Origin of the sequence: Hydrogenobacter thermophilus TK-6, assembly GCF_000010785.1 — a bacterium.
Taxonomy (GTDB): Bacteria; Aquificota; Aquificia; order Aquificales; family Aquificaceae; genus Hydrogenobacter; species Hydrogenobacter thermophilus.
The window spans coordinates 1,526,863-1,546,902 of record NC_013799.1 but is presented as its reverse complement, the minus strand read 5'-3'; the positions used below and the strand labels follow the sequence as shown (position 1 = coordinate 1,546,902).

At 41.8% G+C, this 20,040-nt stretch carries 22 protein-coding genes and 1 tRNA gene; 13 read left to right on the top strand and 10 right to left on the bottom strand.

All coding sequences use genetic code 11. The features are described from left to right. The first annotated feature begins 25 nt into the window (after positions 1 to 25). From rpsP to HTH_RS08535, 4 genes are all read left to right on the top strand, one after another. The gene (gene rpsP, locus HTH_RS08550; protein ID WP_012964328.1) at positions 26 to 262 is read left to right on the top strand and encodes a 30S ribosomal protein S16; all 237 of its coding nucleotides are present in this window, start codon (positions 26 to 28) and stop codon (positions 260 to 262) included. A gap of 13 nt (positions 263 to 275) precedes the next feature. Continuing rightward, positions 276 to 515 carry a KH domain-containing protein gene (locus HTH_RS08545; RefSeq protein ID WP_012964327.1) on the top strand — a complete coding sequence of 80 codons (240 nt, stop codon included), beginning with the start codon at positions 276 to 278 and terminating at the stop codon, positions 513 to 515. Then, positions 516 to 589, top strand: a tRNA-Arg gene (locus HTH_RS08540). It begins immediately after the preceding gene. Between the two features lie 29 nt (positions 590 to 618). Beyond that, the gene (locus HTH_RS08535; RefSeq protein WP_012964326.1) at positions 619 to 1,050 is read left to right on the top strand and encodes a copper chaperone PCu(A)C; all 432 of its coding nucleotides are present in this window, start codon (positions 619 to 621) and stop codon (positions 1,048 to 1,050) included. On the opposite strand, the gene HTH_RS08530 is transcribed toward HTH_RS08535, so the two are convergent. Beyond that, positions 1,047 to 1,619: a urate hydroxylase PuuD gene (locus tag HTH_RS08530; protein ID WP_012964325.1), complete on the bottom strand. Its 573-nt coding sequence runs from the start codon at positions 1,617 to 1,619 to the stop codon at positions 1,047 to 1,049. The two genes, HTH_RS08535 and HTH_RS08530, sit on opposite strands and share 4 nt — an antisense overlap. Before the next feature lie 131 nt (positions 1,620 to 1,750). On the opposite strand from HTH_RS08530, the gene HTH_RS08525 reads away from it, so the two are divergent. Then, positions 1,751 to 2,386: a superoxide dismutase gene (locus tag HTH_RS08525; RefSeq protein ID WP_012964324.1), complete on the top strand. Its 636-nt coding sequence runs from the start codon at positions 1,751 to 1,753 to the stop codon at positions 2,384 to 2,386. Between the two features lie 30 nt (positions 2,387 to 2,416). Here HTH_RS08525 and HTH_RS09910 read toward each other — a convergent pair whose 3' ends face one another. After that, positions 2,417 to 2,572, bottom strand: a complete 156-nt coding sequence (locus HTH_RS09910) for a hypothetical protein (protein WP_014462654.1) — start codon at positions 2,570 to 2,572, stop codon at positions 2,417 to 2,419. Between the two features lie 41 nt (positions 2,573 to 2,613). Then, on the bottom strand, positions 2,614 to 3,507 hold the full coding sequence (locus HTH_RS08520) for a radical SAM protein (RefSeq protein WP_012964322.1): 894 nt from the start codon (positions 3,505 to 3,507) through the stop codon (positions 2,614 to 2,616). A gap of 57 nt (positions 3,508 to 3,564) precedes the next feature. Here HTH_RS08520 and HTH_RS08515 point away from each other — a divergent pair, with 57 nt between their 5' ends. From HTH_RS08515 to HTH_RS08480, 8 genes are read left to right on the top strand one after another with little or no spacing between them, the layout of a single operon-like run. After that, on the top strand, positions 3,565 to 4,773 hold the full coding sequence (locus tag HTH_RS08515; RefSeq protein WP_012964321.1) for a TolC family protein: 1,209 nt from the start codon (positions 3,565 to 3,567) through the stop codon (positions 4,771 to 4,773). Next, complete coding sequence (locus HTH_RS08510) at positions 4,763 to 5,788, top strand: efflux RND transporter periplasmic adaptor subunit (protein WP_012964320.1); 1,026 nt, start codon at positions 4,763 to 4,765, stop codon at positions 5,786 to 5,788. Before HTH_RS08515 ends, HTH_RS08510 begins: the two co-directional genes overlap by 11 nt. After that, the gene (locus tag HTH_RS08505) at positions 5,785 to 8,817 is read left to right on the top strand and encodes an efflux RND transporter permease subunit (RefSeq protein ID WP_012964319.1); all 3,033 of its coding nucleotides are present in this window, start codon (positions 5,785 to 5,787) and stop codon (positions 8,815 to 8,817) included. The genes HTH_RS08510 and HTH_RS08505 overlap by 4 nt, the downstream gene beginning before the upstream one ends. Next, positions 8,801 to 9,031: a hypothetical protein gene (locus HTH_RS08500; protein WP_012964318.1), complete on the top strand. Its 231-nt coding sequence runs from the start codon at positions 8,801 to 8,803 to the stop codon at positions 9,029 to 9,031. Before HTH_RS08505 ends, HTH_RS08500 begins: the two co-directional genes overlap by 17 nt. A gap of 41 nt (positions 9,032 to 9,072) precedes the next feature. Next, positions 9,073 to 9,504: a hypothetical protein gene (locus tag HTH_RS08495; protein ID WP_012964317.1), complete on the top strand. Its 432-nt coding sequence runs from the start codon at positions 9,073 to 9,075 to the stop codon at positions 9,502 to 9,504. After that, positions 9,485 to 10,165, top strand: a complete 681-nt coding sequence (locus HTH_RS08490) for a response regulator transcription factor (RefSeq protein WP_012964316.1) — start codon at positions 9,485 to 9,487, stop codon at positions 10,163 to 10,165. The genes HTH_RS08495 and HTH_RS08490 overlap by 20 nt, the downstream gene beginning before the upstream one ends. Continuing rightward, positions 10,140 to 11,288 carry a sensor histidine kinase gene (locus tag HTH_RS08485; protein ID WP_012964315.1) on the top strand — a complete coding sequence of 383 codons (1,149 nt, stop codon included), beginning with the start codon at positions 10,140 to 10,142 and terminating at the stop codon, positions 11,286 to 11,288. Before HTH_RS08490 ends, HTH_RS08485 begins: the two co-directional genes overlap by 26 nt. Then, positions 11,288 to 12,334, top strand: a complete 1,047-nt coding sequence (locus tag HTH_RS08480; RefSeq protein ID WP_012964314.1) for a hypothetical protein — start codon at positions 11,288 to 11,290, stop codon at positions 12,332 to 12,334. The genes HTH_RS08485 and HTH_RS08480 overlap by 1 nt, the downstream gene beginning before the upstream one ends. 4 nt (positions 12,335 to 12,338) lie before the next feature. On the opposite strand, the gene HTH_RS08475 is transcribed toward HTH_RS08480, so the two are convergent. From HTH_RS08475 to HTH_RS08445, 7 genes are all read right to left on the bottom strand, one after another. Next, a complete protein-coding gene (locus HTH_RS08475) occupies positions 12,339 to 13,358 on the bottom strand; it encodes a phenylalanine--tRNA ligase subunit alpha (RefSeq protein WP_012964313.1) in 1,020 nt (339 codons plus the stop codon). Next, positions 13,355 to 13,711: a 50S ribosomal protein L20 gene (gene rplT / locus HTH_RS08470; RefSeq protein ID WP_012964312.1), complete on the bottom strand. Its 357-nt coding sequence runs from the start codon at positions 13,709 to 13,711 to the stop codon at positions 13,355 to 13,357. Before rplT ends, HTH_RS08475 begins: the two co-directional genes overlap by 4 nt. 267 nt (positions 13,712 to 13,978) lie before the next feature. Further along, the gene (gene fdhD, locus HTH_RS08465; protein ID WP_012964311.1) at positions 13,979 to 14,914 is read right to left on the bottom strand and encodes a formate dehydrogenase accessory sulfurtransferase FdhD; all 936 of its coding nucleotides are present in this window, start codon (positions 14,912 to 14,914) and stop codon (positions 13,979 to 13,981) included. Next, on the bottom strand, positions 14,898 to 15,131 hold the full coding sequence (locus tag HTH_RS08460; RefSeq protein ID WP_012964310.1) for a formate dehydrogenase subunit delta: 234 nt from the start codon (positions 15,129 to 15,131) through the stop codon (positions 14,898 to 14,900). The genes fdhD and HTH_RS08460 overlap by 17 nt, the downstream gene beginning before the upstream one ends. A gap of 2 nt (positions 15,132 to 15,133) precedes the next feature. Continuing rightward, positions 15,134 to 17,962: a formate dehydrogenase subunit alpha gene (gene fdhF, locus HTH_RS08455; protein WP_012964309.1), complete on the bottom strand. Its 2,829-nt coding sequence runs from the start codon at positions 17,960 to 17,962 to the stop codon at positions 15,134 to 15,136. Positions 17,963 to 17,973: 11 nt separating this feature from the next. Next, complete coding sequence (locus HTH_RS08450; RefSeq protein ID WP_012964308.1) at positions 17,974 to 19,539, bottom strand: formate dehydrogenase beta subunit; 1,566 nt, start codon at positions 19,537 to 19,539, stop codon at positions 17,974 to 17,976. 6 nt (positions 19,540 to 19,545) lie between these two features. Continuing rightward, positions 19,546 to 20,007, bottom strand: coding sequence for an NAD(P)H-dependent oxidoreductase subunit E (locus HTH_RS08445; protein WP_012964307.1), 462 nt, complete (start codon positions 20,005 to 20,007; stop codon positions 19,546 to 19,548). Positions 20,008 to 20,040 lie beyond the last annotated feature (33 nt).

Below are 20,040 nucleotides of genomic sequence, written 5' to 3'. Positions count from 1 at the left end.
ACCTAAGAGGCTTAGGAGGAAAGGTATGGCGCTAAGGATAAGGCTTGCAAGATTTGGAAGGTCTCATCACCCCATATACAGGATAGTGGTTATGGATGCCAAAAGTCCAAGAGAAGGCAAATATGTAGATATACTGGGAACTTACGACCCTATAAGAAAGGACCTTCAGGTAAAAGAGGAAAAGGTAAAAGATTGGCTGTCCAAGGGCGCGGAGATAACCGACCGCGCCAAAAGTCTTCTCAGAAGCGCAAAAATACTCTAAAAGGAGGTAAGGCATGAGCCAGCTGAGAGATATCGTTGAGATAACTGCCAAATCCTTAGTGGACAACCCGGACCATGTCAATGTGGTGGAGATTGAGGGGGAGAAGACGGTGGTTATTGAGCTGAGAGTTGACCAAAGGGATCTGGGCAAAGTTATAGGTAAGCAGGGCAGAATAGCCAGATCTTTAAGAACCATCCTTTCAGCAATGGGTAGAAAGATTAACAAGAGGGTTGTACTTGAAATACTGGAATAACGGTCCGTAGCTCAACTGGACAGAGCGTGGGACTACGGATCCCAAGGTTGCGGGTTCGACTCCCGCCGGACCGGCTCCATAATTAACTCAAGGAGGTTTTAAGATGAGAAAGCTTCTCCTTGCAGTTGGTCTTTCTGGTATAGCACTTGCCGCACCCAAGATAGAAGTCAAAGACGCATGGGTAAGGGAAGTTCCACCGGTATCAAGTATGAGCGCTGCTTACATGGTGATTGAAAACAAAGGAGATCAGGCTGACAAGCTGGTAGGAGCATCTACCAATATAGCTAAGGTGGTGGAGCTTCACGAAACAGTTGGGGGAAAGATGAGAAGGATAAAAGCTCTTGAGATACCCCCTGGTAAGAGCGTAGAACTAAAGCCCGGCGGTTATCACCTTATGCTTATAAACCTCACAGAAAAACCCAAGGAGGGACAAAAGGTGGAAATAACCTTAAAGTTTGAAAAGTCAGGAGATGTTAAAGTTCAAGCTAATGTGAAAAAGGCAGAAGGTGGTATGCATATGCACGAAGGACATTAACGCTGAACATACAGAACTATACCCAAACCTATAAGAGCGGTTATTATACCGGTTATTATGATCATGCCCCAGCCCATAGGATAGTGAGAGGCTGCTCCCATAAAGAGAAGCATGGGATAAGAAAGCGTAAAGTTTATCCTTGAGAAGAGTAAAGCTCTCTTCCCCCAAGCAGGGTCAGGCTTCTCTCCTTTGAGGCTTGCCTCAATAATCCTCTTCTGATTTGGCCATATAAAGACCCAGACATTGATCATCATAATTATACCCAGTATACCCCCAATCAGTATAGTCTTTGCAGAATCGGAGCTTACTATATCACCGGCAGACCAGTACTTCATATAGATAATGATCAGGCCCACTATAACAGTCACCAAAGCTGCATATCTGAACCACGCCAAAGCTATGGGCATAAGCTTAGGGATATGAGCTGGTCTTTCTTCAGGCTTGGTTAGCTTGGTATATGGCGTATTCACCAAGTTAAAAAAGTATAAAAGCCCTATCCAGGTTATACCGGCAATAAAGTGGACCCACCTAAAAAATATCTCCCAACCCGAATATGAAACTTCCGGCATGGTCTCCACCTCCTTCTTAGGAAAAATTACCTCCAAGTCCCCAAAAGATACAAGATGATTAAACTCATATAATGGTATTTTTCAAATATATTAAAATCTTAAAAAGTAAACTCTCACAAGGAGGTGGTATCATGGCAGTTCATAAGCTGCAGCCCAAGGATCACTTAAAGCCTTCAGACCTTAGAGGTATATCCAACGAGCAGATAGAACCCCACTTTGAAGCTCATTACAAAGGCTATGTGACAAAATACAACGAGATTCAGGAAAAGCTTGCGGACCTTAATTTCTCAGACAGAAGTAAAGCCAACCAGAACTACTCCGAGTACAGGGAACTAAAAGTGGAGGAAACTTTTAACTACATGGGGGTTATACTCCACGAGCTTTACTTTGGACATCTAAAACCGCAGGGGGAGCCTTCCGAAGCTCTCAAGAAAAAAGTAGAAGAGGACTTTGGCTCCTGGGATGCCTGTATTCAGGAAATAAAAGCTGCGGGTATAGCTTTCAGAGGTTGGGCAATTTTGGGACTTGACATCTTCTCTGGCAGGCTCGTAGTAAACGGCTTGGATGCTCACAATGTTTACAATTACACGGGGCTTATACCCATTATAGTGCTTGACACATACGAACATGCTTACTATGTGGATCAGAAAAACAAGAGGCCTCCTTATATAGACGCCTTCCTTCAGAGTCTCAACTGGGATGTCATAAACGAAAGATTTGAGAAGGCTATGAAAGCTTACGAAGTTCTTAAGGATTTTGTAAAATGAGGCTTTACCCCCTCTTGAGGGGGGTTATCCTCACAATTTTAGAAGCAATACCACATCAGCCTTCTTTATGAGATCTTTACGGAGGTCCTTCTCTCCGTAAACTTCTGCCACTACCATGCCTTTCTTTAGTAGCCTTGCACGAAGCCTCTTAGCAACTTTTCCATCTTCAACTTTTAAAACCTTCATGCGGTAAAGGATAAACCACAAAGGTTAAGATTTTATGAAATTTAGTCTAATACCAGCTTGAAGCCTTTTGCATATTCCATTGCCTGCCTGTATTCCTCTGTGTTTATTCTTCTTGAAAGTTCGGGATAATCAAAAGCTTTGTAATAGGGCATGTATTGGTTCATTACATTCACTGCCATATTGGGAGATATTTTTCTGAGCTCCTCCATGACTTTTTCTGTACCTGCTATACTGTTGGGAAGGACGAGGTGCCTCACCATCAAGCCCCTCTTTGCTATACCTTCCTCATCAGTTTCAAGGTCGCCTACCTGTCTATGCATTTCTTTTATAGCATTTATAGCAGTATCAAAGTAATTTTTCACCTTAGAGTATTTCTTTCCCACCTTGTTGTCTGAGTACTTAAAGTCCGCAAGGTATATGTCTACAATGCCGTCAAGAAGTCTGAGACTTTCAAGGCCATCAAAGGAAGATGTGTTATAAACGATGGGCAACCTAAGACCCTTTTTTACTGCAATGTACAGAGCCTCCAATATCTGAGGCACCATATGGGAAGGGCTGACCAAATTTATGTTATGACAGCCCAAGCTTTGAAGCTTTAAAAACATATGTGCCAATTCCTCTGGCTTTGACTCCCTTCCTTCTCCCAGATGGGATATAACGTAGTTTTGGCAGTATGCGCATCTCATATTGCAGTAAGAGAAAAAAACAGTTCCCGACCCTCTTCTGCCTCTTATAGGCTTCTCTTCACCCAAATGAGGGAAGTAGGCATCTACAACAGCATACCTCCCTGTTTTACAGTATCCCAGCTCACCCTTTAATCTGTTTACACCACAGTTATGCGGACAGACTCTGCACTCTTCTAACATACTCAAAGCCTTTTCTATCCTTTCTTTCCACTCTTGCTCTGTCAGGTTTAGGTAAGATGGATAGGTCATACTATAAAATTTACGCCTTTATAAAAACTTAATACTCCACCTTTACAATTCCAGAGCATGAGCTTTCTTATGCTCCTCATTCTTCTGGGCTTTGCTTTCTCTGAGGAAGTAAGATGGGTTCAAGCCCTCAAGCTCCTGAGAGAAAAGAGTTACGATTCAAAAATCTACTTGTACGAGGTGAAAAAGAGTGAGGGAGCGTATATTCAGTCAGGACTTTTCCAGAATCCTACTCTTTCGGTAAATTACACGGGGCTTAATTTTGGAAAAAATATACTTTACGACACGGGTAATACGCTATTTTCCATAAGAGTTGACCAGCCTATAGAGTTGGGAAATAAAAGAAATTACAGGAAACTATCCGCTTTACATCAATTGAAAGCTACTGAGTACCAGAGGGAGGATGTTCTCAGGGGTCTCAGTTTGGGACTCAATGACGTTTACTTTCAGGCACTATCCGATAAAGCCTACCTTGAATACTTACAACAGGACCTTGCAGACTTTAGAAAAGTATTGAAAATACAAGAAAGCAAACAGAAGCTGGGGTTTCTCAGTCTTATAGACCTTATGAAGCTCCAGCTTTATGAGTCAGACCTTGAGAATACGCTTACGCGGGCCAAAGCTACCTATAAAAAGGATCTCAAAGAGCTTGGCTTTTACTTAGGTGGGGGTGAGTACGAGCCTGCAAAGGTAGAAGAAAATCCGAAGGATGTGAAACTTGAGGAACTCATTGAGAAAGCTATTCAGAAGCGTGAAAGTATTAAGGCACTGCAGGAACAGATCAAGTCCGCAGATTACCAGATCCAGCTTCTGAAAGCTTACAGAATTCCAGATATCTCCGTAGGTGTAGAGTACGATGCCTTTGGTGTTAAGTACAAACCGGGTGTGGGTTTTGGTTTTTCCCTCAACCTTCCCATCTTTGATATAAGACAAGGCGATCTTCTAACTGCTTTGGCTACAAAGCAGCAACTGCTGATTTCTTTAAAAAAAGAAGAGGCAAACATCAGGAAGGATATTTCTATAGCTTTTGAAAATTACCAGTCAAGCAAAAGGATTTATAACTCTTATCTTGAAAAGAAAAGCTTGATGGATGACCTGCTGGAAAGAACCAAAAAAGCTTATCTGCTGGGTGGCATTTCCACGCTGGACTTTCTGGATACCTTACGCACATATAGGGCTTTTATGTACGCTTTCTTGCAAGCTCGCTATCAGTATCTTCAGAGCTATTACAGACTAAGAATCCTTGCAGAGGAAAGCTATGAAGATTAGATGGATTTTACTCACCTCTATCATCCTTGTTTCGTGTACAAAAGAAGAGAAAAAGGCGGAAAAACACGAAAAGCCTCAGAGTGCCCAAGCGGTGCAGGTGGTTTTTGAAAATGTCCCTGACTTTGTGGAGGCAACAGGACTTGTCCAGCCAGATAAAGATGGTACTGTAAAGATAACTGCACGCAGTGCTGGAACTCTTCAAAGTATAAAGGTGCAGGTGGGGGATCGCGTAAAGAGGGGTCAAGTACTGGCAGTGGTAAAATCACCAGACACTACCGATTTGTACGCTCAAAAGCTATCTCTTTCTGCACAGCTTGCGCAGGCGGAAAGACTTTTTAAGCTCAAAAAAGAGCTCTATCAAGTAGGCGCAATACCCAAGAGCGAGCTCATGGATGCGGAAACCAACTACCAAGTGTTAAAGGCTCAGCTTAGAGGTATTGAGGAAAAGCTTAAGATCCTTGGCGGTGGTATGGGGACAAGCAACATAGTCTCACCAATGGATGGGGTTGTCTATCAAATAAGTGCCCATGTAGGTGATGCGGTAGACCAGGCTACTGATATTTTAAGCATAGTGAACCCCTCAAAAGTTGTTTTGACTGCGCTGGTCCACGACAGAGACCTACCAAAGATAAAGGTAGGGGAAAGAGTTGAGTTTTTCGTAAGCACCTACCCTCATAAGAAGTTTGAGGGAAGGGTCAAGTATGTGAGCGATGTGGAAGACCCGGACACCCACACAGTAAAAGTCTATATAGAACCCACCGAAAGAGAGCCTTTCAAGATAAACATGTTCTTTAACATAAGGATACTCGCTGGCCAAAAGCCTTACGCATTGATACCCAAAAAAGCTTTGCTTTACCAAAACGGTAAGTTCTATGTTTACCTGCTAAAGGAAGGCAGAATCATAAAGAAGGAAGTTAATTTTGTAAAGGAGTTAGAAGATGGAAGAGTAGCTGTGATGGGCGTTGAGGAAGGTCAAAAAGTGCTTTCAAACCCCATACTGGAGGTAACTCCTTGAGAAGGTGGACAAACTTCATAATTGATAACGCTTTGCTGTTTCTGATTCTTGGAGTAGTTGTTTTTGCTCTCTGTACGCTATTTTTGAAGAATCTTAATATTGAAGCATTTCCAGACCCTTCACCACCAGTGATAGAGATAGTTACTATCTATCCAGGCAGGTCCGCTGAGGAGGTAGAAAGACAGATAACAGTGCCTTTAGAAATATCTCTTGCGGGTATGAGAGGTCTTCATAGAATAAACTCTATATCACTCTATGGGCTTTCTGATATAAAATGCACCTTCTCATACGATATCCCTTATATACAGGCAAGGCAGGAGGTGATAAACAGACTCTCCACCGTGGTTTTGCCTGACAACGCTTCACCTCAGATAATACCCAACCCCATGGGGGAAGTGATGCGCTATGTTTTGGTGGGAAGCAGGGACCTTATGGAACTCAGAACACTTCAAGATTGGGTAGTAGCAAGATACCTAAAGACTGCGGAGGGTGTGGAGGATGTCTCCAGCTACGGAGGTTTCATAAAAGCTTATGTGGTAGAAGTTAAGCCAGAAAATCTCATAAAGTACAAAATCTCTCTGTCAGATGTTATACAAGCCATCACTAATGCCAATGTGAATGTAGGCGGAAGGGCTATAGATTTTGGTTCTCAGTACTTTCTCATTAGGGGAGTGGGTCTTATAAGGGACCTCAAAGACATAGAAAATGTGGTAGTGGCATACAGAAACAACACACCAGTGCTGATCAAAGACATAGGGCAGGTACGCATTGACAACATACCAAGAACTGGCATAGTAGGATTAAACAGAAATGACGATGCGGTAATGGGAATAGTAATACTGCGTAGAGATGCCAAAAGCATACCTTCCATAAGGTCTATAAAGGAAAAGATCGAAGAACTTAACTCTCACATACTGCCAAAAGATGTAAAAGTTTTTCCTTTTTACCAGAGGGGAAAACTTATAGATACTGTTATTCACAAGGTATCTGAAATAGCCTTTGTAGGTATAATCCTGGTCTTAATTTCCATCTTTGTTTTTATTGGAGATATTAGAGTAGCTTTTCTGGTAGCTTTAACTGTTCCCATGTCCTTGGTTATAGCCTTGGGTGTTATGGCTCTGCGGGGTGAATCTGCCAACTTCCTTTCCATAGCTGCCATAGACTTTGGCATAATCGCAGACATCCCTCTTCTCTTTGTAGAAAACTATCTTAGAAATACCAGGGAATACAGTGCAGGAAGGCGCTCACTGCTTCAATCTACGCAGGAAGTGGGATGGCTTTTGGTACTCTCCGTGCTTTTGGTAGGGATATGTTTTATCCCTGTCTTTCTTATGGAAGGTGCCGAAAAACGCATCTTTGCTCCCATGGTGAGGACATACCTTTACGCCATAGGCGCCTCTATAGCTATAACCTTTACCTTTTTGATAGCTGCGCTGGCGCTTTTTGTAAAGCCCAAAAGCGATGAAACACATTTGGTAAAGCTTTTAGAGAGACTGTACGACAAAGTCATAGAAAAGCTTGTAAAACTGAAGGGTAGATGGATAGCTATGTATTTAATAGGTTTGTGTTTGGTGAGCTTTTTAATCCTTAAAAACCTTGGTCTTGAGTTCATACCCAAGATGGATGAGGGCAACATATACATGCGTATCATCTTTCCATACTCCATATCCCTCTCCCAGACTTACCAAAATGCCAAAGAAGTACGAGATATACTTCTGAGCTTCCCCGAGATAAAAACGGTAGAGTTTCAGGTGGGAAGACCCGAAGATGGCACGGACCCTACAGGACCCTTCAACTCCGAATACTTTATAGACCTTAAACCTTATTCGGAATGGAAGCGTTTTAAGGATAAAGTGGACCTTGAAGAAGCCATAAGAGAGAAGGTAAGAAAGCTCTTCCCCAATGCCGATGTAAATATATCCCAATACATACAGGACAATCTTGATGAGGTTATGACAGGTGTGAAGGGAGAGAATGCGGTAAAGATCTTTGGGGATAACCTTTACAAGCTGGATAAGTTAGCCGACGAGGTAGAGGAAAAGCTAAAGAAGGTAGAAGGCATTGAAGATGTAGGTGTATTCAGGGAGATAGGACAGCCAAATCTCGTGATAGAAGCGGATAGAGAGAGGCTTGCCGCTTACGGACTCAGTGTAGAGCAGCTGATGGATACGGTTTCTGCAGCACTTGGGGGAAAAGAAGCAACACAAGTGATAGAGGGAGATAAAAGATTTTCACTTCTGGTCATCCTTCCAGAGGATTTAAGACAAAACCCTTCAAAGATAGGAGACATCCCAATTATACTTCCCAACGGTTCTTATGTAAGTCTATCTTCCGTAGCCAAGGTGTATTTCACCACCGGGGCCTCCTTTATTTACAGAGAAAACTACAAGAGGTACATACCTATAAAGTTTAGTGTGGTTTCAAAGGACCTTGCAGGCACCGTAAAGAAAGCTCAGGAGAAAGTAAAGCATGTAAAACTTCCAGAAGGCTACTTTATGGAGTGGAGCGGGCAGTTCAAAAGTCTTGTTGAAGCACTCAGACGCTTTGTATTCTCGGGTGTTTTGGCGCTTTTTATTCTCTCCGCATTTCTATACATACTTAACCGTTCGGTTAGGAACACACTAATTGCCATGAGTGGAGTCCTTTTCTCCCTCTTTGGGGGTGCTGTAAGTCTCTTTGTTGCAAATTTCCCGCTCAGCCTTTCTGCAATAGTGGGCTTCGTTTCCATACTTGGCCTATCTATACTGAATATCTCCTTTATGATGACTGCCTACAAAGAGCAGGTGCTGAATGGACTTTCGCCAGTGGAGTCTGCAAAGAGAGCAGCAAAAGAAAAGTTCAGAGCTGTGCTTTTGAGCTGTTTCACCGCCTCTATGGGACTCTTACCTACCACCCTCTCAAAAGGTGTTGGAAGCCAGATACAGAAGCCACTCGCTGTGGTGGTGGTAGGTGGTATGTTAATCTCTGGAGGGCTTATATTATTAGTAGTCCCATCTCTTTTGAGGTACACACATGTGGAGGAGAGGTAGACTTTTGGGACTTTTGATGATGGCTCTTTTGCTCACAGTAGAGAGTGAGGAGAATGTTCCCAAAAGCATGGAACCAGACCTAAAGTTCAGCTATAATTTGGACAAAATGACCAGCTTTAACTTTGGAGTAAGAACGCCAACAGACTTTGAATACCTCACCAACAAGAGGAGATATATAAATCAGTATGTTATTTGGTTTAATGTGGAGTTCTGACTTTATAAAAAATTTATATCCCTAACTTAAACTTCTAAAAGGTGGAGATAGTGGAGGTAAATACACCCTTCCTTTTTGAGAAATTAAAGTCCCTCGAATTAAAAGTATGGAAGGGATTGAGCGACATTGAAGTTAGAGAGCTACTACAAAATAAAAGGGCGTACATGTTCACTTCGGGAACTGCTGAAGTGGGTTATTTAGTATACAGTCATAGAAAGGGCAGTATATACATTGAGGATCTGGTAGTGAGCGATGCATCATACTTTATACCCATAATGAGGAGTATAGAGAGAATGTTCAAACCCATGCACATCGTTGCTCTCATAGAACCACATTTTTCCTGGTTTTTCTCTGAAAGGATAAATAGAATACTTAAAAACTCTGGTTATAAATTAATTAAGGTAAGAAGGTTTAGCTTATTTGGTGAGAGCTTTCTTTATGTGAGGTTAAATTATGAAGGTACTTTTGGTTGAAGATGAAGTAGACCTTGCCATCCCTATAAGCAAGCTATTTTCTTCCGTAGGTTGGGATTGTGCTGTGGCTAAAAGCATAAATTCAGCCATTGATCTTCTTGAGAGAGAAACTTTTGATATATGTATTCTTGACCTCTTTTTGGGAAAAGAAAGTGGAAGTATGCTAATTCCCATACTTAATGAGAGAAACATACCAGTTATAGTCCTTACCGTAGTGGACGATGTGTCAGAAAAGGTAAGATGTCTAAGGATGGGTGCGGATGACTACATGGTAAAACCCTTCAGCCCTGAAGAGCTTCTGACGAGGATAGAAACAGTACTCAGAAGGGTAAAGGGTATCACCAAGAACAGAACGATAAAGTATGAGAATTTAGAGATAGACCCCTTCTCCATGACCGTGCGTATCAATGGACATGCAATTTTCTTACCAAAAAAGCAGGTTATGATACTTATAAAGCTATTAGAAAACATAGGTGGAGTCACATCATACAACACCCTATTTTCTTATGCATGGGTCTCTTATGAGGATGCAAGCATAGATGCTCTCAGGACACATGTCCATAACCTCAGAAAAGTACTCAGAAACTATGGTTTTGACATAATAAGCTATCCTGGTGTAGGATACACCTTAAGGTATGAAAAGTCCGCAGAGTCTGTATAAGCTCTTTCTTCTCAATTTTTTAAAGTTTCTTTTACCTATAGGCATCTTCTTTGCCTTTACCTTCTTCAACTTCAGGTCCGATATTATTGATTTGGAGAGCGAATACCTTTTGAGAACTGGAGAGAAACTTGTGGATTTTTTGAGTCACGACGAAGATTTATTAGACAATCAATATTTGGGCAACGACTACATAATACTCATAATGGACCGGAAAGGTCAGTTGCTAAGCTCTAACATGAAGATGAAAGATATTATAAACATTAACACTTTCAAAGAGTTAAAGACTCAGCTTGGTAATATCCAAGACGTAGGAAACTACTTGATTTATGTAAACACCTTTCCGTGCAAAACTTCCATCTGCAAAGCCATTGTAGCACTTCCCAAATCAAGGATAGAAAGGAGAATAAATGTACTCTTACTCTCATCAATGTTTGCAACGTTTATAACCAGCATACTTATAGCTTTTCTGTCTGTGCTTGACATAAGGAAGTACCTGCACGAGTATGAGCTTTACTCAAAGGAACTTAAGAAGGTTGCCCTTTATCTTTCCCACGAGATAAAAACACCTCTTAGTATAATACTTATGAACGCACCCTATGTACAGGCAGATAATGAAATAAAAAATGCCATAGAGAGAGCTATAAGGCGTATTATAAAACTAACAAAAAATCTAAAAGTGCTCTCGGATATGGACCTAAAACCTCACAGGCTCACTCTCATCAATGTAAAGGGTCTCATAAATGAGCTTGTAGAGTTTTACAGACCCCATCTTTACAGTAAGCATCTGAGTATAAATGTTGATGGAGTACCAAAAGCGGCGGTGCTTTCGGATTATGAACTTCTCTACACTCTCTTTCTTAACTTGCTGGATAATGCAGTAAAGTATGCTAAAGAGAATACTGAGATCCAAGTGATGGGTGAGTTGCAAGATAACAAACTCAGAGTTTCTATAAGTAATGTGGCGGAAGGCGAAAAGCACCTCAATATGGACGATGAGTCTTACGGATTGGGGCTTACTATAGTGGACGAAATTGCAAAAAGACTTGCAGTAAATCTCAGTTTTAAAAGGGATGTTCAGCTGTTTATTGCGGTGGTAGAAATGCAAGTGGCAGAGGGGAGGTGATGGCTTTTCTAATTTACGTGCTTTTTGAGTTTATGGACACCATATTTTCATCCTTTCTAACTTATATCTACCTTCCATCAAAGAGCTATGGGCTTTTCAATGCAAGCTACTATGGTTACCTGATAACTCTTTTCAACGCTCTTGGCTTCGTACTTTTGTGGCTAAGTCTTTACCGCTTTAGTGCATTAAATTACAGCTTTTACCTGCTTGTTCTTTCTATCCTCTCGCTATCTATAAGTCTCATCTCTTTGCCTTCCGTAGTCCTCTTTCTGCTGTTTCTCTTTCTGGTTTTTCACACCGCCTTCTTCTTTTGGTACGAGGTGCTAGCAACCAAGTTTGAAAAATTTGAAATCATTGTAGGACTCTCTTACGCTGCAGGTTTTTTAGCTTTGGGTACACTTCTCTTTTTGGAAAAGGTAAAGCTACAAACTCTATCTTTGCTTTATTCTGCATTCCTTATTTCCATGTTATTTTTTAGGAACATGAAAATTCCTGCCAGAAAGCTTAATTTTTCCCATATAAAGAGTCCGAGGTTCATTGCTGAGATAATCTCTGTATGGTTGATGGGTGAGTATGCTGAGGTCCTTTCTTCTATGGCTTATTATGTTCTAAAGGACAGCGCTTCTCTGAGCGAGCCATACATACACAGACTGTTTGCTACCGCCCTGATCAGCGCTTTTTTTTCTGCATTGCTCTCACCCATCTTCCTTGAAAAGTTAGGGATAAAGTACTTGGGAGTGCTTACAGTATTGTTGATGCTATCTATACCTCCCTTCGTAGGATTTTCCAGACTTTTCTATCCACTTTCCGTATTGGTGGGTATTAGTATAGCCCTCTACTGGATATTTTTCCGCACTTACCTTTACTATAGGTACCCAAAAGACGAGTATATATACAGATTTATGTTTTTTTACTTTTCTTCCCACCTGGGAGGTGTTTTTCTGTATTCCCTCATATTCCAAATTCTTCAAAACCACCAGCTCAGTCTTTTTATCTTCTCGTTGCTTTTGATCCCTGCGCTTTTTATAAACCTCTTACTTCTCTAAGCTTTTATATAAATTGTTTCAAAAATCTCAGATGGTTTTCATAAAACAGCTTTATATTGTCTATGCCAAAGTAAAGCATAGCAAGCCTTTCAACCCCCATACCAAAGGCAAAACCTTGATAAATATCTGTATCTATACCACAGTTTTCTAAGACCTTGGGATGGACCATACCACAGCCCATAACTTCCAACCATCCAGAACCTTTGCAAACTCTGCAACCAACACCACCGCATATAACACAACCTATATCCACTTCAGCGGAAGGCTCGGTGAAGGGAAAGTAAGAGGCTCTAAATCTGACGGATACATGTTTTTCAAAAAAAGCTCTCAAAAAAGACTCTATGGTGTACTTCATGTGCCGAAAGCTCACATATTCGTTTACCACAAGCCCTTCCACTTGATGAAACATGGGTGAATGAGTAGGATCATCATCTCTTCTGTAAACTTTTCCAGGTGCTATAACCTGTATGGGTGGTTTTTGAGAAAGCATAACCCTTATTTGTGCAGGTGATGTGTGCGTTCTTAAAAGATAGCCTTCCATGTTTATGTAGAATGTGTCCTGCATCTCTCTTGCTGGATGCTCTTTGGGTATGTTCAAAAGGTCAAAGTTATACTCTTCAAGCTCCATCTCCGGTCCTTCAAAGGGCGAAAAACCCATACCGATAAATATGTCCTTTATCCTTCTGAGAGTTTGCGTCACAGGATGCAAAGCGCCCACCAAAGGCTCCAAAGGTACAGACATATCCACCCATTCATTTTTTAGCCTTTCCTCCACCTCAAGATGCCTGAGTTCTTCTTCCTTTTCCCTCAGAAGCTTTTCCACGCCTTCTTTGATGGTATTTATCAGCAAGCCGTAGTCTTTCCTCCGCTCTTGTGGAACTTCCCTTATGGCTTTAAGAGCTTGAGTAATTATCCCCTCCTTTCCTATGTATTTGGCTTTGACCTCCAAAAGTTTTTGTAGGCTTTTTACTTCTTTTAGGTCCTCCTCCACCTGTCTTTTTATCTCAAGAGGGTCTAACATCATACAGAAGCCAGAGCCTCTTTTGCCCTACTTATTAATTGTGCAAAGCCCTCCGGATCCCTTACCGCCATATCTGCCATAACTTTTCTATTGAGGTCTATGCCCGCCTTCTTAATCCCTGCCATAAACTTACTGTAAGACATACCATAAGGTCTTACCGCAGCGTTTATTCTTGCTATCCACAACTTTCTAAACTCTCTCTTTCTCTGTCTTCTGTCCCTATATTGATATTGCAAAGCTCTGAACACATACTCCTTTGCCCTTCTGTAAACATTTTTTCTCTGGCCTCTAAAACCCTTTGCCAGCTTTAGTATCTTCTTCTTAAACTTCCTTGAGGACGGACCCTTAACTCTCATCAGCTACCTCCTTAAATTTAATTAGCATACAACGAAAATAACTGTCAGTCAAGTGGTACCGACCTGTTGAAAAAATCCCCAAATACCAAATTCTCAGCGTTGGCAAAAACATCACAGCTCTCAAAAGCAAAAGACGCAATAAAAGGAGCGTGGTAAAGTCAGGGACTTTTGGGAATAGTTCTTTTAGTCTTTCCTCCAAGTCTATCCTTTATTGGGAGAGAGCCACAGAGAGGGTTAGCTCACTGTTAGCATTAGCGGGAAGTATTGCTAATCATTACTTTGGGAGTTTTTAAACATGCTGAGAAGATTAGTCTCGTGCAACCACTTATCTAAGTCAAGCCTTCCTACGTCGTTATAGACCACAAACCTTTTCCTACTTAAAAAACCTACAAGGGTCATACCAAACTCCTTGGCAAGTTTTACTGCTAATGTGGAAGGAGCACCTATGGAAGCAAGGATAGGTACACCAGCCATAAGAGCCTTTTGAACAAGCTCATAGCTTGCTCTACCACTCACTACAATACAAGTTCTTTTGAGAGGTATTTTGCCTATACGCAACATATAGCCTATAAGCTTATCCATAGCATTGTGTCTTCCTACATCCTCCCTTACCCCTATTAAATTTCCCTCTACATCAAAGGCAGCGCAGGCATGTGTTCCACCAGTAAGGAGAAACTTTTCCTGATGCTTTCTGAGAATATCTGGTAAAGAGTAAAAATACTCGTCACACAGCTTAAACATATCATCCTTTACACAAGTAGGGATGATCCTCTTGAGATACTCTATAGTCAATTTGCCACAGAGACCGCACGCGGAGCTCATATATGACACTCTAAGCAAAGAGGAGAAGTCCTCAACATCTATATATTTTTTTATGAAGACATTTACTACATTACCTATCTTTTCCTCCTCAACATTTTCACAGTAAGAAATGTATTCTACATCCTTATAACTCTTTATAACACCTTCGCTGAAGAGCAACCCAAGAACTAAATCTTCGTCCTCTCCAGGTGTTCTCATAGTGGTGTAAAGGGTAAGACTTTCCCAATTATCCACTCCCTTAGGGTATACGAGCCTAATTTCCAGAGGTTCCTCGGATACGATAAGATCCTTTCTCCATAAAGGTATGTTAGGTCTGTGGAGTATGAGGGTAGGGATCTCGTAATAAGCGTCTCTTCTGTAAATCTTAGGGTTTTTCTTCATAAAATTCAGCTCTTAAACGTTCCAATGCAGCACGCACCATTGGAGTAAGCTCCTGATCACCATGTTCCTCACAGTAGCGGAGTAACTCTTCTCTCATCATTGGATGCCAAAATTTTTTTATGTGATTGGCAACACCTTCTACACCCTCTTCCCATGGATAGCATTCAAAGAAGCTACCTATCTGATTAGCCATAAATATGAGATCCTTTACACTCATACTCACACCTCTGCGCCCGCAAACTCCTTTTCAGTGTATACACCCACGAGTTCAGGTTTTTGATAAACCGGTGTTACTTGCACTGCGGTGACTTTATACTCTGGGCAGTTGGTTGCCCAATCTGAATAATCCGTAGTAACCACATTAATCCTAATCTCCGGAAAGTGGAAGGTGGTATAAACCACACCAGGTGCTACTCTATCAGAGATCTTAGCCTTTAATATGACCCATCCTTTTCTGCTCTCCAGCTTTACATAATCACCGTCCTTTATACCCCTCTCTTCTGCATCGTTAGGGTGGATCTCAAGTACATCCTCTTTGTACCAAACAACATTTGGTGTTCTTCTTGTCTGTGTACCTACATTGTATTGAAAGAGCGTTCTTCCGGTAGTCAAAAGAAGTGGATATCTCTCCGTAGTTCTTTCAGGTGATGGCACAAAGGCAGTTATATGGAACATCCCTTTACCTCTTACAAAACTATCCTTATGCATTATAGGAGTACCCTCTGGAGCTTTTTCATTACAAGGCCATTGGATGCTTCCTAGTCTTTCCAGTTTTTCGTAACTTACACCAGAAAAGGTGGGTGTGAGCCTTGCTATCTCATCCATTATCTCGGACGCGTGATTATAGTGCATATTATAACCCATCGCTTTAGCTATTTCCATAACTACTTCCCACTCTTGCTTTCCGCACATAGGAGGAATTACCTGTCTTACGAGCTGTATCCTCCTTTCTGCATTAGTAAAAGTACCATCCTTTTCTAAGAAGGAGCAACCTGGTAAAAACACATGGGCATACTTTGCTGTCTCGTTCATAAATATATCGTGCACTACAACGCACTCCATAGACTTAAGTGCCTCTACAACACGGTGCACATCCGGGTCAGATTGGAGAACATCCTCGCCTTGTATATAGATACCTTTGAACTTACCCTCCAATGCAAGCATCCACATGTTGGGTATCCTCAAACCTGGTTCTGGGTCTATACTTACTCCCCACGCATCCTCAAAGAGCTTTCTCACCTCAGGGTCGGATACGTGTCTGTATCCGCTAAATTCGTGTGGAAAAGACCCCATATCACAAGAACCTTGTACGTTGTTCTGACCCCTCAGCGGATTAACTCCAGTACCCTCCCTACCCACATTACCAGTAAGCATGGCAAGATTAGCAAGGGCGAGTACAGCGGTGGTTCCTTGTGTATGTTCAGTAACACCCAACCCATAGTATATGGCTGCCCTTCCACCTGTGGCGTAAAGCCTTGCAGCACCTCTTATTAGCTCAGCTGGCACGCCTGCGATTTTCTCCACAGCTTCTGGCGAATTTTCTGGTCTCAGTATAAACTCCCTCCACTTTTTATAAGCTTCTGTATCACATCTCTTTTCAATAAATTCCCTGTTTTCAAGCCCTTCCGAAACTATGGTATGAGCCATAGCATTCAAAATGGCCACATTAGTCCCAGGTTTTAGCTGAAGGTGGTAGTCAGCTCTTATGTGTGGCGTTTTGACAAGCTCTATTTTCCTTGGGTCTATTACTATAAGTTTCGCTCCCTCACGGAGTCTCCTCTTGAGAAGTGCACCAAATACAGGATGACCTTCAGTCGGGTTGGCACCTATTACCATAATGACATCTGCAAAAAGTACAGAATCAAAGTTATTGGTTCCTGCAGATGTACCAAAGGCTGCCTTCAATCCATAACCTGTAGGAGAGTGGCAAACTCTTGCACACGTATCCACATTATTGTTACCAAAGACAGCCCTGACAAGCTTTTGTATTGTATACACTTCTTCGTTAGTACACCTTGAGGATGTAATAGCACCTATGGAATATTTACCATACTTTTCTTGTATTCTTCTAAACTCATTAGCCACATAATTTATAGCCTCTTCCCAAGACACTTCCCTCCAAGGTTCATCTATGCTCTTACGTAGCATCGGCTTAGTAACCCTATCCTTAGAATACACGTAAACCCAGGCAAACCGACCCTTCACACATGAATGCCCATGGTTAGCTCCACCTTCTTTGTTGGGTACCATTCTAACCACTTTATCACCCTTTACCTCAGCGTTGAAGGAACACCCTACACCACAGAAGGCACAGGTAGTTTTCACACTTCTATCGGGCATACCATGTTCTATAACGCTCTTTTCCATAAGTGCAGAAGTTGGACATGCAAAGACACAGGCACCACAGGATACGCACTCGGAGGTAATAAACCTGCCTGTAGGACCTGGTTTTACAAGGGACGCAAACCCTCTACCCTCCACTGTTAAAGCTATAGTGTTCTGTATCTCATCGCAAGCTCTAACACATCTGTAGCAAACTATACACTTGGAAGGGTCAAAAGTAAAGTACGGATTGCTATCATCCTTAGGTAATTTTAGGTGATTTTTCCCATCAAAGCCATACCTGACCTCCCTGAGCCCTACATACCCAGCCATGTCCTGAAGTTCACAATTACCATTTGCTGGACAAGTAAGGCAATCAAGAGGATGATCAGAAATGTAGAGTTCCATGATGCCTCTTCTTAGCTTCTCAAGCCTTTCCGAGTGGGTTCTAACCTTCATACCCTCTTCTACTAAAGTAGTACATGATGCAGGATAGCCTTTTTTCCCCTCAATTTCCACTATACACAATCTACATGAGCCAAATGCCTTAAGTGTATCCGTCGCACAAAGCTTGGGTATTCTTATGCCTGCAATTGAAGCAGCCCTTAGAACTGATGTACCTTCAGGGACTTTTACTTTTATCCCATCTATTTCAACCGTAACCAGTTTAGATGACCTTGCAGGTGGAGTTCCTAAATCCTTTATCTTCACATCAACGAACGCCATGGCAGCACCTCCTAAGAAATAATATTAAGTTCTTTTTTAATTCCAAGATCTTCACTAAAATTCCTCAATATACTAAGTACTGGATATGGAGCCATACCTCCAAGACCACACAGTGATGTGTGCATCATCACATCCATGAGATCCTCAAGCAAGGTTAAGAGTTTCCCATTAGTGCCATCTTTCATAAGCTTGTCTATTACTTCCACACCTCTTTGGGAACCTATACGGCACGGTGTGCACTTACCACAGGATTCACGAGCGCAAAACTCCATAGCAAATCTCATCATATACCAGAGGTCTACTGTATCATCGAAAACCACTATACCACCGTGACCCAAAATACCTCCTACTTTTTGAAAGGCCTCGTAATCTATAGGTATATCCAGCATACTTTCTGGTAAGTATGCACCCAAAGGACCGCCCACTTGCACTGCTTTGACAGGTCTCCCGCTGTATGTACCTCCTCCAAAATCGTATATAAGCTCCCGTAGAGTAGTACCAAAAGGTATCTCCACTAAACCACCCCTTTTTACATTTCCTGAAAGCTGCACTGGAAGAGTGCCCTTTGATCTATCCGTACCATAGCTGGCATAGTTTTCTCCTCCTTCTCTGATTATCCAGGGGACAGTAGCAAGAGTAACAACATTGTTAACGATGGTGGGTTTGCCCCAAAGTCCACTTACTGCAGGTACAGGTGGTCTTGGCCTTACAATACCTCTTTTACCCTCTAAGCTCTCAAGGAGAGCAGTTTCTTCACCGCACACATAAGCCCCAGCACCAACATAAAGCTCAATCTCAAAACTTTTTCCGCTCCCCATTATATCATCTCCAAGATAGCCTCTGTCGCATGCTATATTTATAGCCTCTTGCAGTACTTCTTTTGCAAGAGGATACTCAGAACGGAGGTATATGTATCCCCTTCGCGCACCTACAGCAAGACCTGCTATAGTCATAGCCTCTATGAGGAGGAAGGGATCACACTCCATAATCATCCTGTCAGAAAAAGTACCAGAGTCACCTTCATCTGCGTTGCATACTATATACTTTTCTTCCGATGGTGTTTTTAAAACCGTCTCCCACTTTATACCTGTAGGAAAACCAGCACCTCCTCTTCCCCGTAGTCCTGACCTTTTTATTTCATTAATAATGTCTTCAGGTTTCATATCCAGAGCTTTCTTTAGTGCCAAAAATCCCTTGTACTTTATGTACTCATCAATGGAGAGTGGGTCTATCAAACCCACTCTCTCAAAAGTGAGCCTTACTTGTCTTTTAAGATACTCAAGTTCATCTACGGGACCTATATAAAGAGGATGGTTTTTATTATTATTACCTATAAGTGAATCAAGAAGCGACGGAACATCATGTAAGGAAACATTCCTAAATCCTACTCTACCTTCTTGAGTTTGCACTTCAACAAGCGGTTCAAGCCAATATATACCTCTTGAGCCATTCCTCACAAGCTCAAGACTTATGCCTCTTCTCTCTGCCTCCTCTTTTATAGCATCGGCAACTTCATCTGCTCCCAACGATATAGAAGAGAAGTCCCTCGGTACAAATATCTTATACCTACCTTCCATTTCTTCTTACCTCTTTTTGAGTATGTTCTCCATTATCATGTCTATCCTCTCAGGGAAAGCTCTGCCGTAAAGTTTTCCATCTACCATAACTGAAGGAGCACACGCACAATTGCCAAAGCAATAAACTCCCTCAAGGGTAAAGATACCATCGTGGGTAGTTTGACCAAAATCTATACCCAGTATACACTTTATATGTTCCTGCACCTTCCTACCACCCATAGCTAAGCATGCTTCGGACCTACACACCTTGATAATGTGTTTACCAGGGGGCTTAAGCCTGAAGTCTGAGTAAAAAGTGATAACCCCCCACACCTCAGCCTTTGATAGGTTTAACTCGCTGGAGAGAAGGTCAACTGTATATTCAGGTATGTATCCTTGCCTCTCTTGGATGATATGCAGTATGGGTATCAGGGCATTCTTCTTACTTTTTAATTTACTTATTTCCTCATACAAACCCCTTTCCACCATGACTCTTTTTGCACACCTCCGTTAATATAGTAT

Excerpts from the sequence above, each read along its gene's own strand:
- rpsP (WP_012964328.1), top strand. The coding sequence starts at position 26 with ATGGCGCTAAGGATAAGGCTTGCAAGATTTGGAAGGTCTCATCACCCC.
- HTH_RS08545 (WP_012964327.1), top strand. The coding sequence starts at position 276 with ATGAGCCAGCTGAGAGATATCGTTGAGATAACTGCCAAATCCTTAGTG.
- HTH_RS08535 (WP_012964326.1), top strand. The coding sequence starts at position 619 with ATGAGAAAGCTTCTCCTTGCAGTTGGTCTTTCTGGTATAGCACTTGCC.
- HTH_RS08530 (WP_012964325.1), bottom strand. The coding sequence starts at position 1,619 with ATGCCGGAAGTTTCATATTCGGGTTGGGAGATATTTTTTAGGTGGGTC.
- HTH_RS08525 (WP_012964324.1), top strand. The coding sequence starts at position 1,751 with ATGGCAGTTCATAAGCTGCAGCCCAAGGATCACTTAAAGCCTTCAGAC.
- HTH_RS09910 (WP_014462654.1), bottom strand. The coding sequence starts at position 2,572 with ATGAAGGTTTTAAAAGTTGAAGATGGAAAAGTTGCTAAGAGGCTTCGT.
- HTH_RS08520 (WP_012964322.1), bottom strand. The coding sequence starts at position 3,507 with ATGACCTATCCATCTTACCTAAACCTGACAGAGCAAGAGTGGAAAGAA.
- HTH_RS08515 (WP_012964321.1), top strand. The coding sequence starts at position 3,565 with ATGAGCTTTCTTATGCTCCTCATTCTTCTGGGCTTTGCTTTCTCTGAG.
- HTH_RS08510 (WP_012964320.1), top strand. The coding sequence starts at position 4,763 with ATGAAGATTAGATGGATTTTACTCACCTCTATCATCCTTGTTTCGTGT.
- HTH_RS08500 (WP_012964318.1), top strand. The coding sequence starts at position 8,801 with ATGTGGAGGAGAGGTAGACTTTTGGGACTTTTGATGATGGCTCTTTTG.
- HTH_RS08490 (WP_012964316.1), top strand. The coding sequence starts at position 9,485 with ATGAAGGTACTTTTGGTTGAAGATGAAGTAGACCTTGCCATCCCTATA.
- HTH_RS08485 (WP_012964315.1), top strand. The coding sequence starts at position 10,140 with ATGAAAAGTCCGCAGAGTCTGTATAAGCTCTTTCTTCTCAATTTTTTA.
- HTH_RS08480 (WP_012964314.1), top strand. The coding sequence starts at position 11,288 with ATGGCTTTTCTAATTTACGTGCTTTTTGAGTTTATGGACACCATATTT.
- HTH_RS08475 (WP_012964313.1), bottom strand. The coding sequence starts at position 13,358 with ATGATGTTAGACCCTCTTGAGATAAAAAGACAGGTGGAGGAGGACCTA.
- rplT (WP_012964312.1), bottom strand. The coding sequence starts at position 13,711 with ATGAGAGTTAAGGGTCCGTCCTCAAGGAAGTTTAAGAAGAAGATACTA.
- fdhD (WP_012964311.1), bottom strand. The coding sequence starts at position 14,914 with ATGAAGAAAAACCCTAAGATTTACAGAAGAGACGCTTATTACGAGATC.
- HTH_RS08460 (WP_012964310.1), bottom strand. The coding sequence starts at position 15,131 with ATGAGTGTAAAGGATCTCATATTTATGGCTAATCAGATAGGTAGCTTC.
- fdhF (WP_012964309.1), bottom strand. The coding sequence starts at position 17,962 with ATGGCGTTCGTTGATGTGAAGATAAAGGATTTAGGAACTCCACCTGCA.
- HTH_RS08450 (WP_012964308.1), bottom strand. The coding sequence starts at position 19,539 with ATGGAAGGTAGGTATAAGATATTTGTACCGAGGGACTTCTCTTCTATA.
- HTH_RS08445 (WP_012964307.1), bottom strand. The coding sequence starts at position 20,007 with ATGGTGGAAAGGGGTTTGTATGAGGAAATAAGTAAATTAAAAAGTAAG.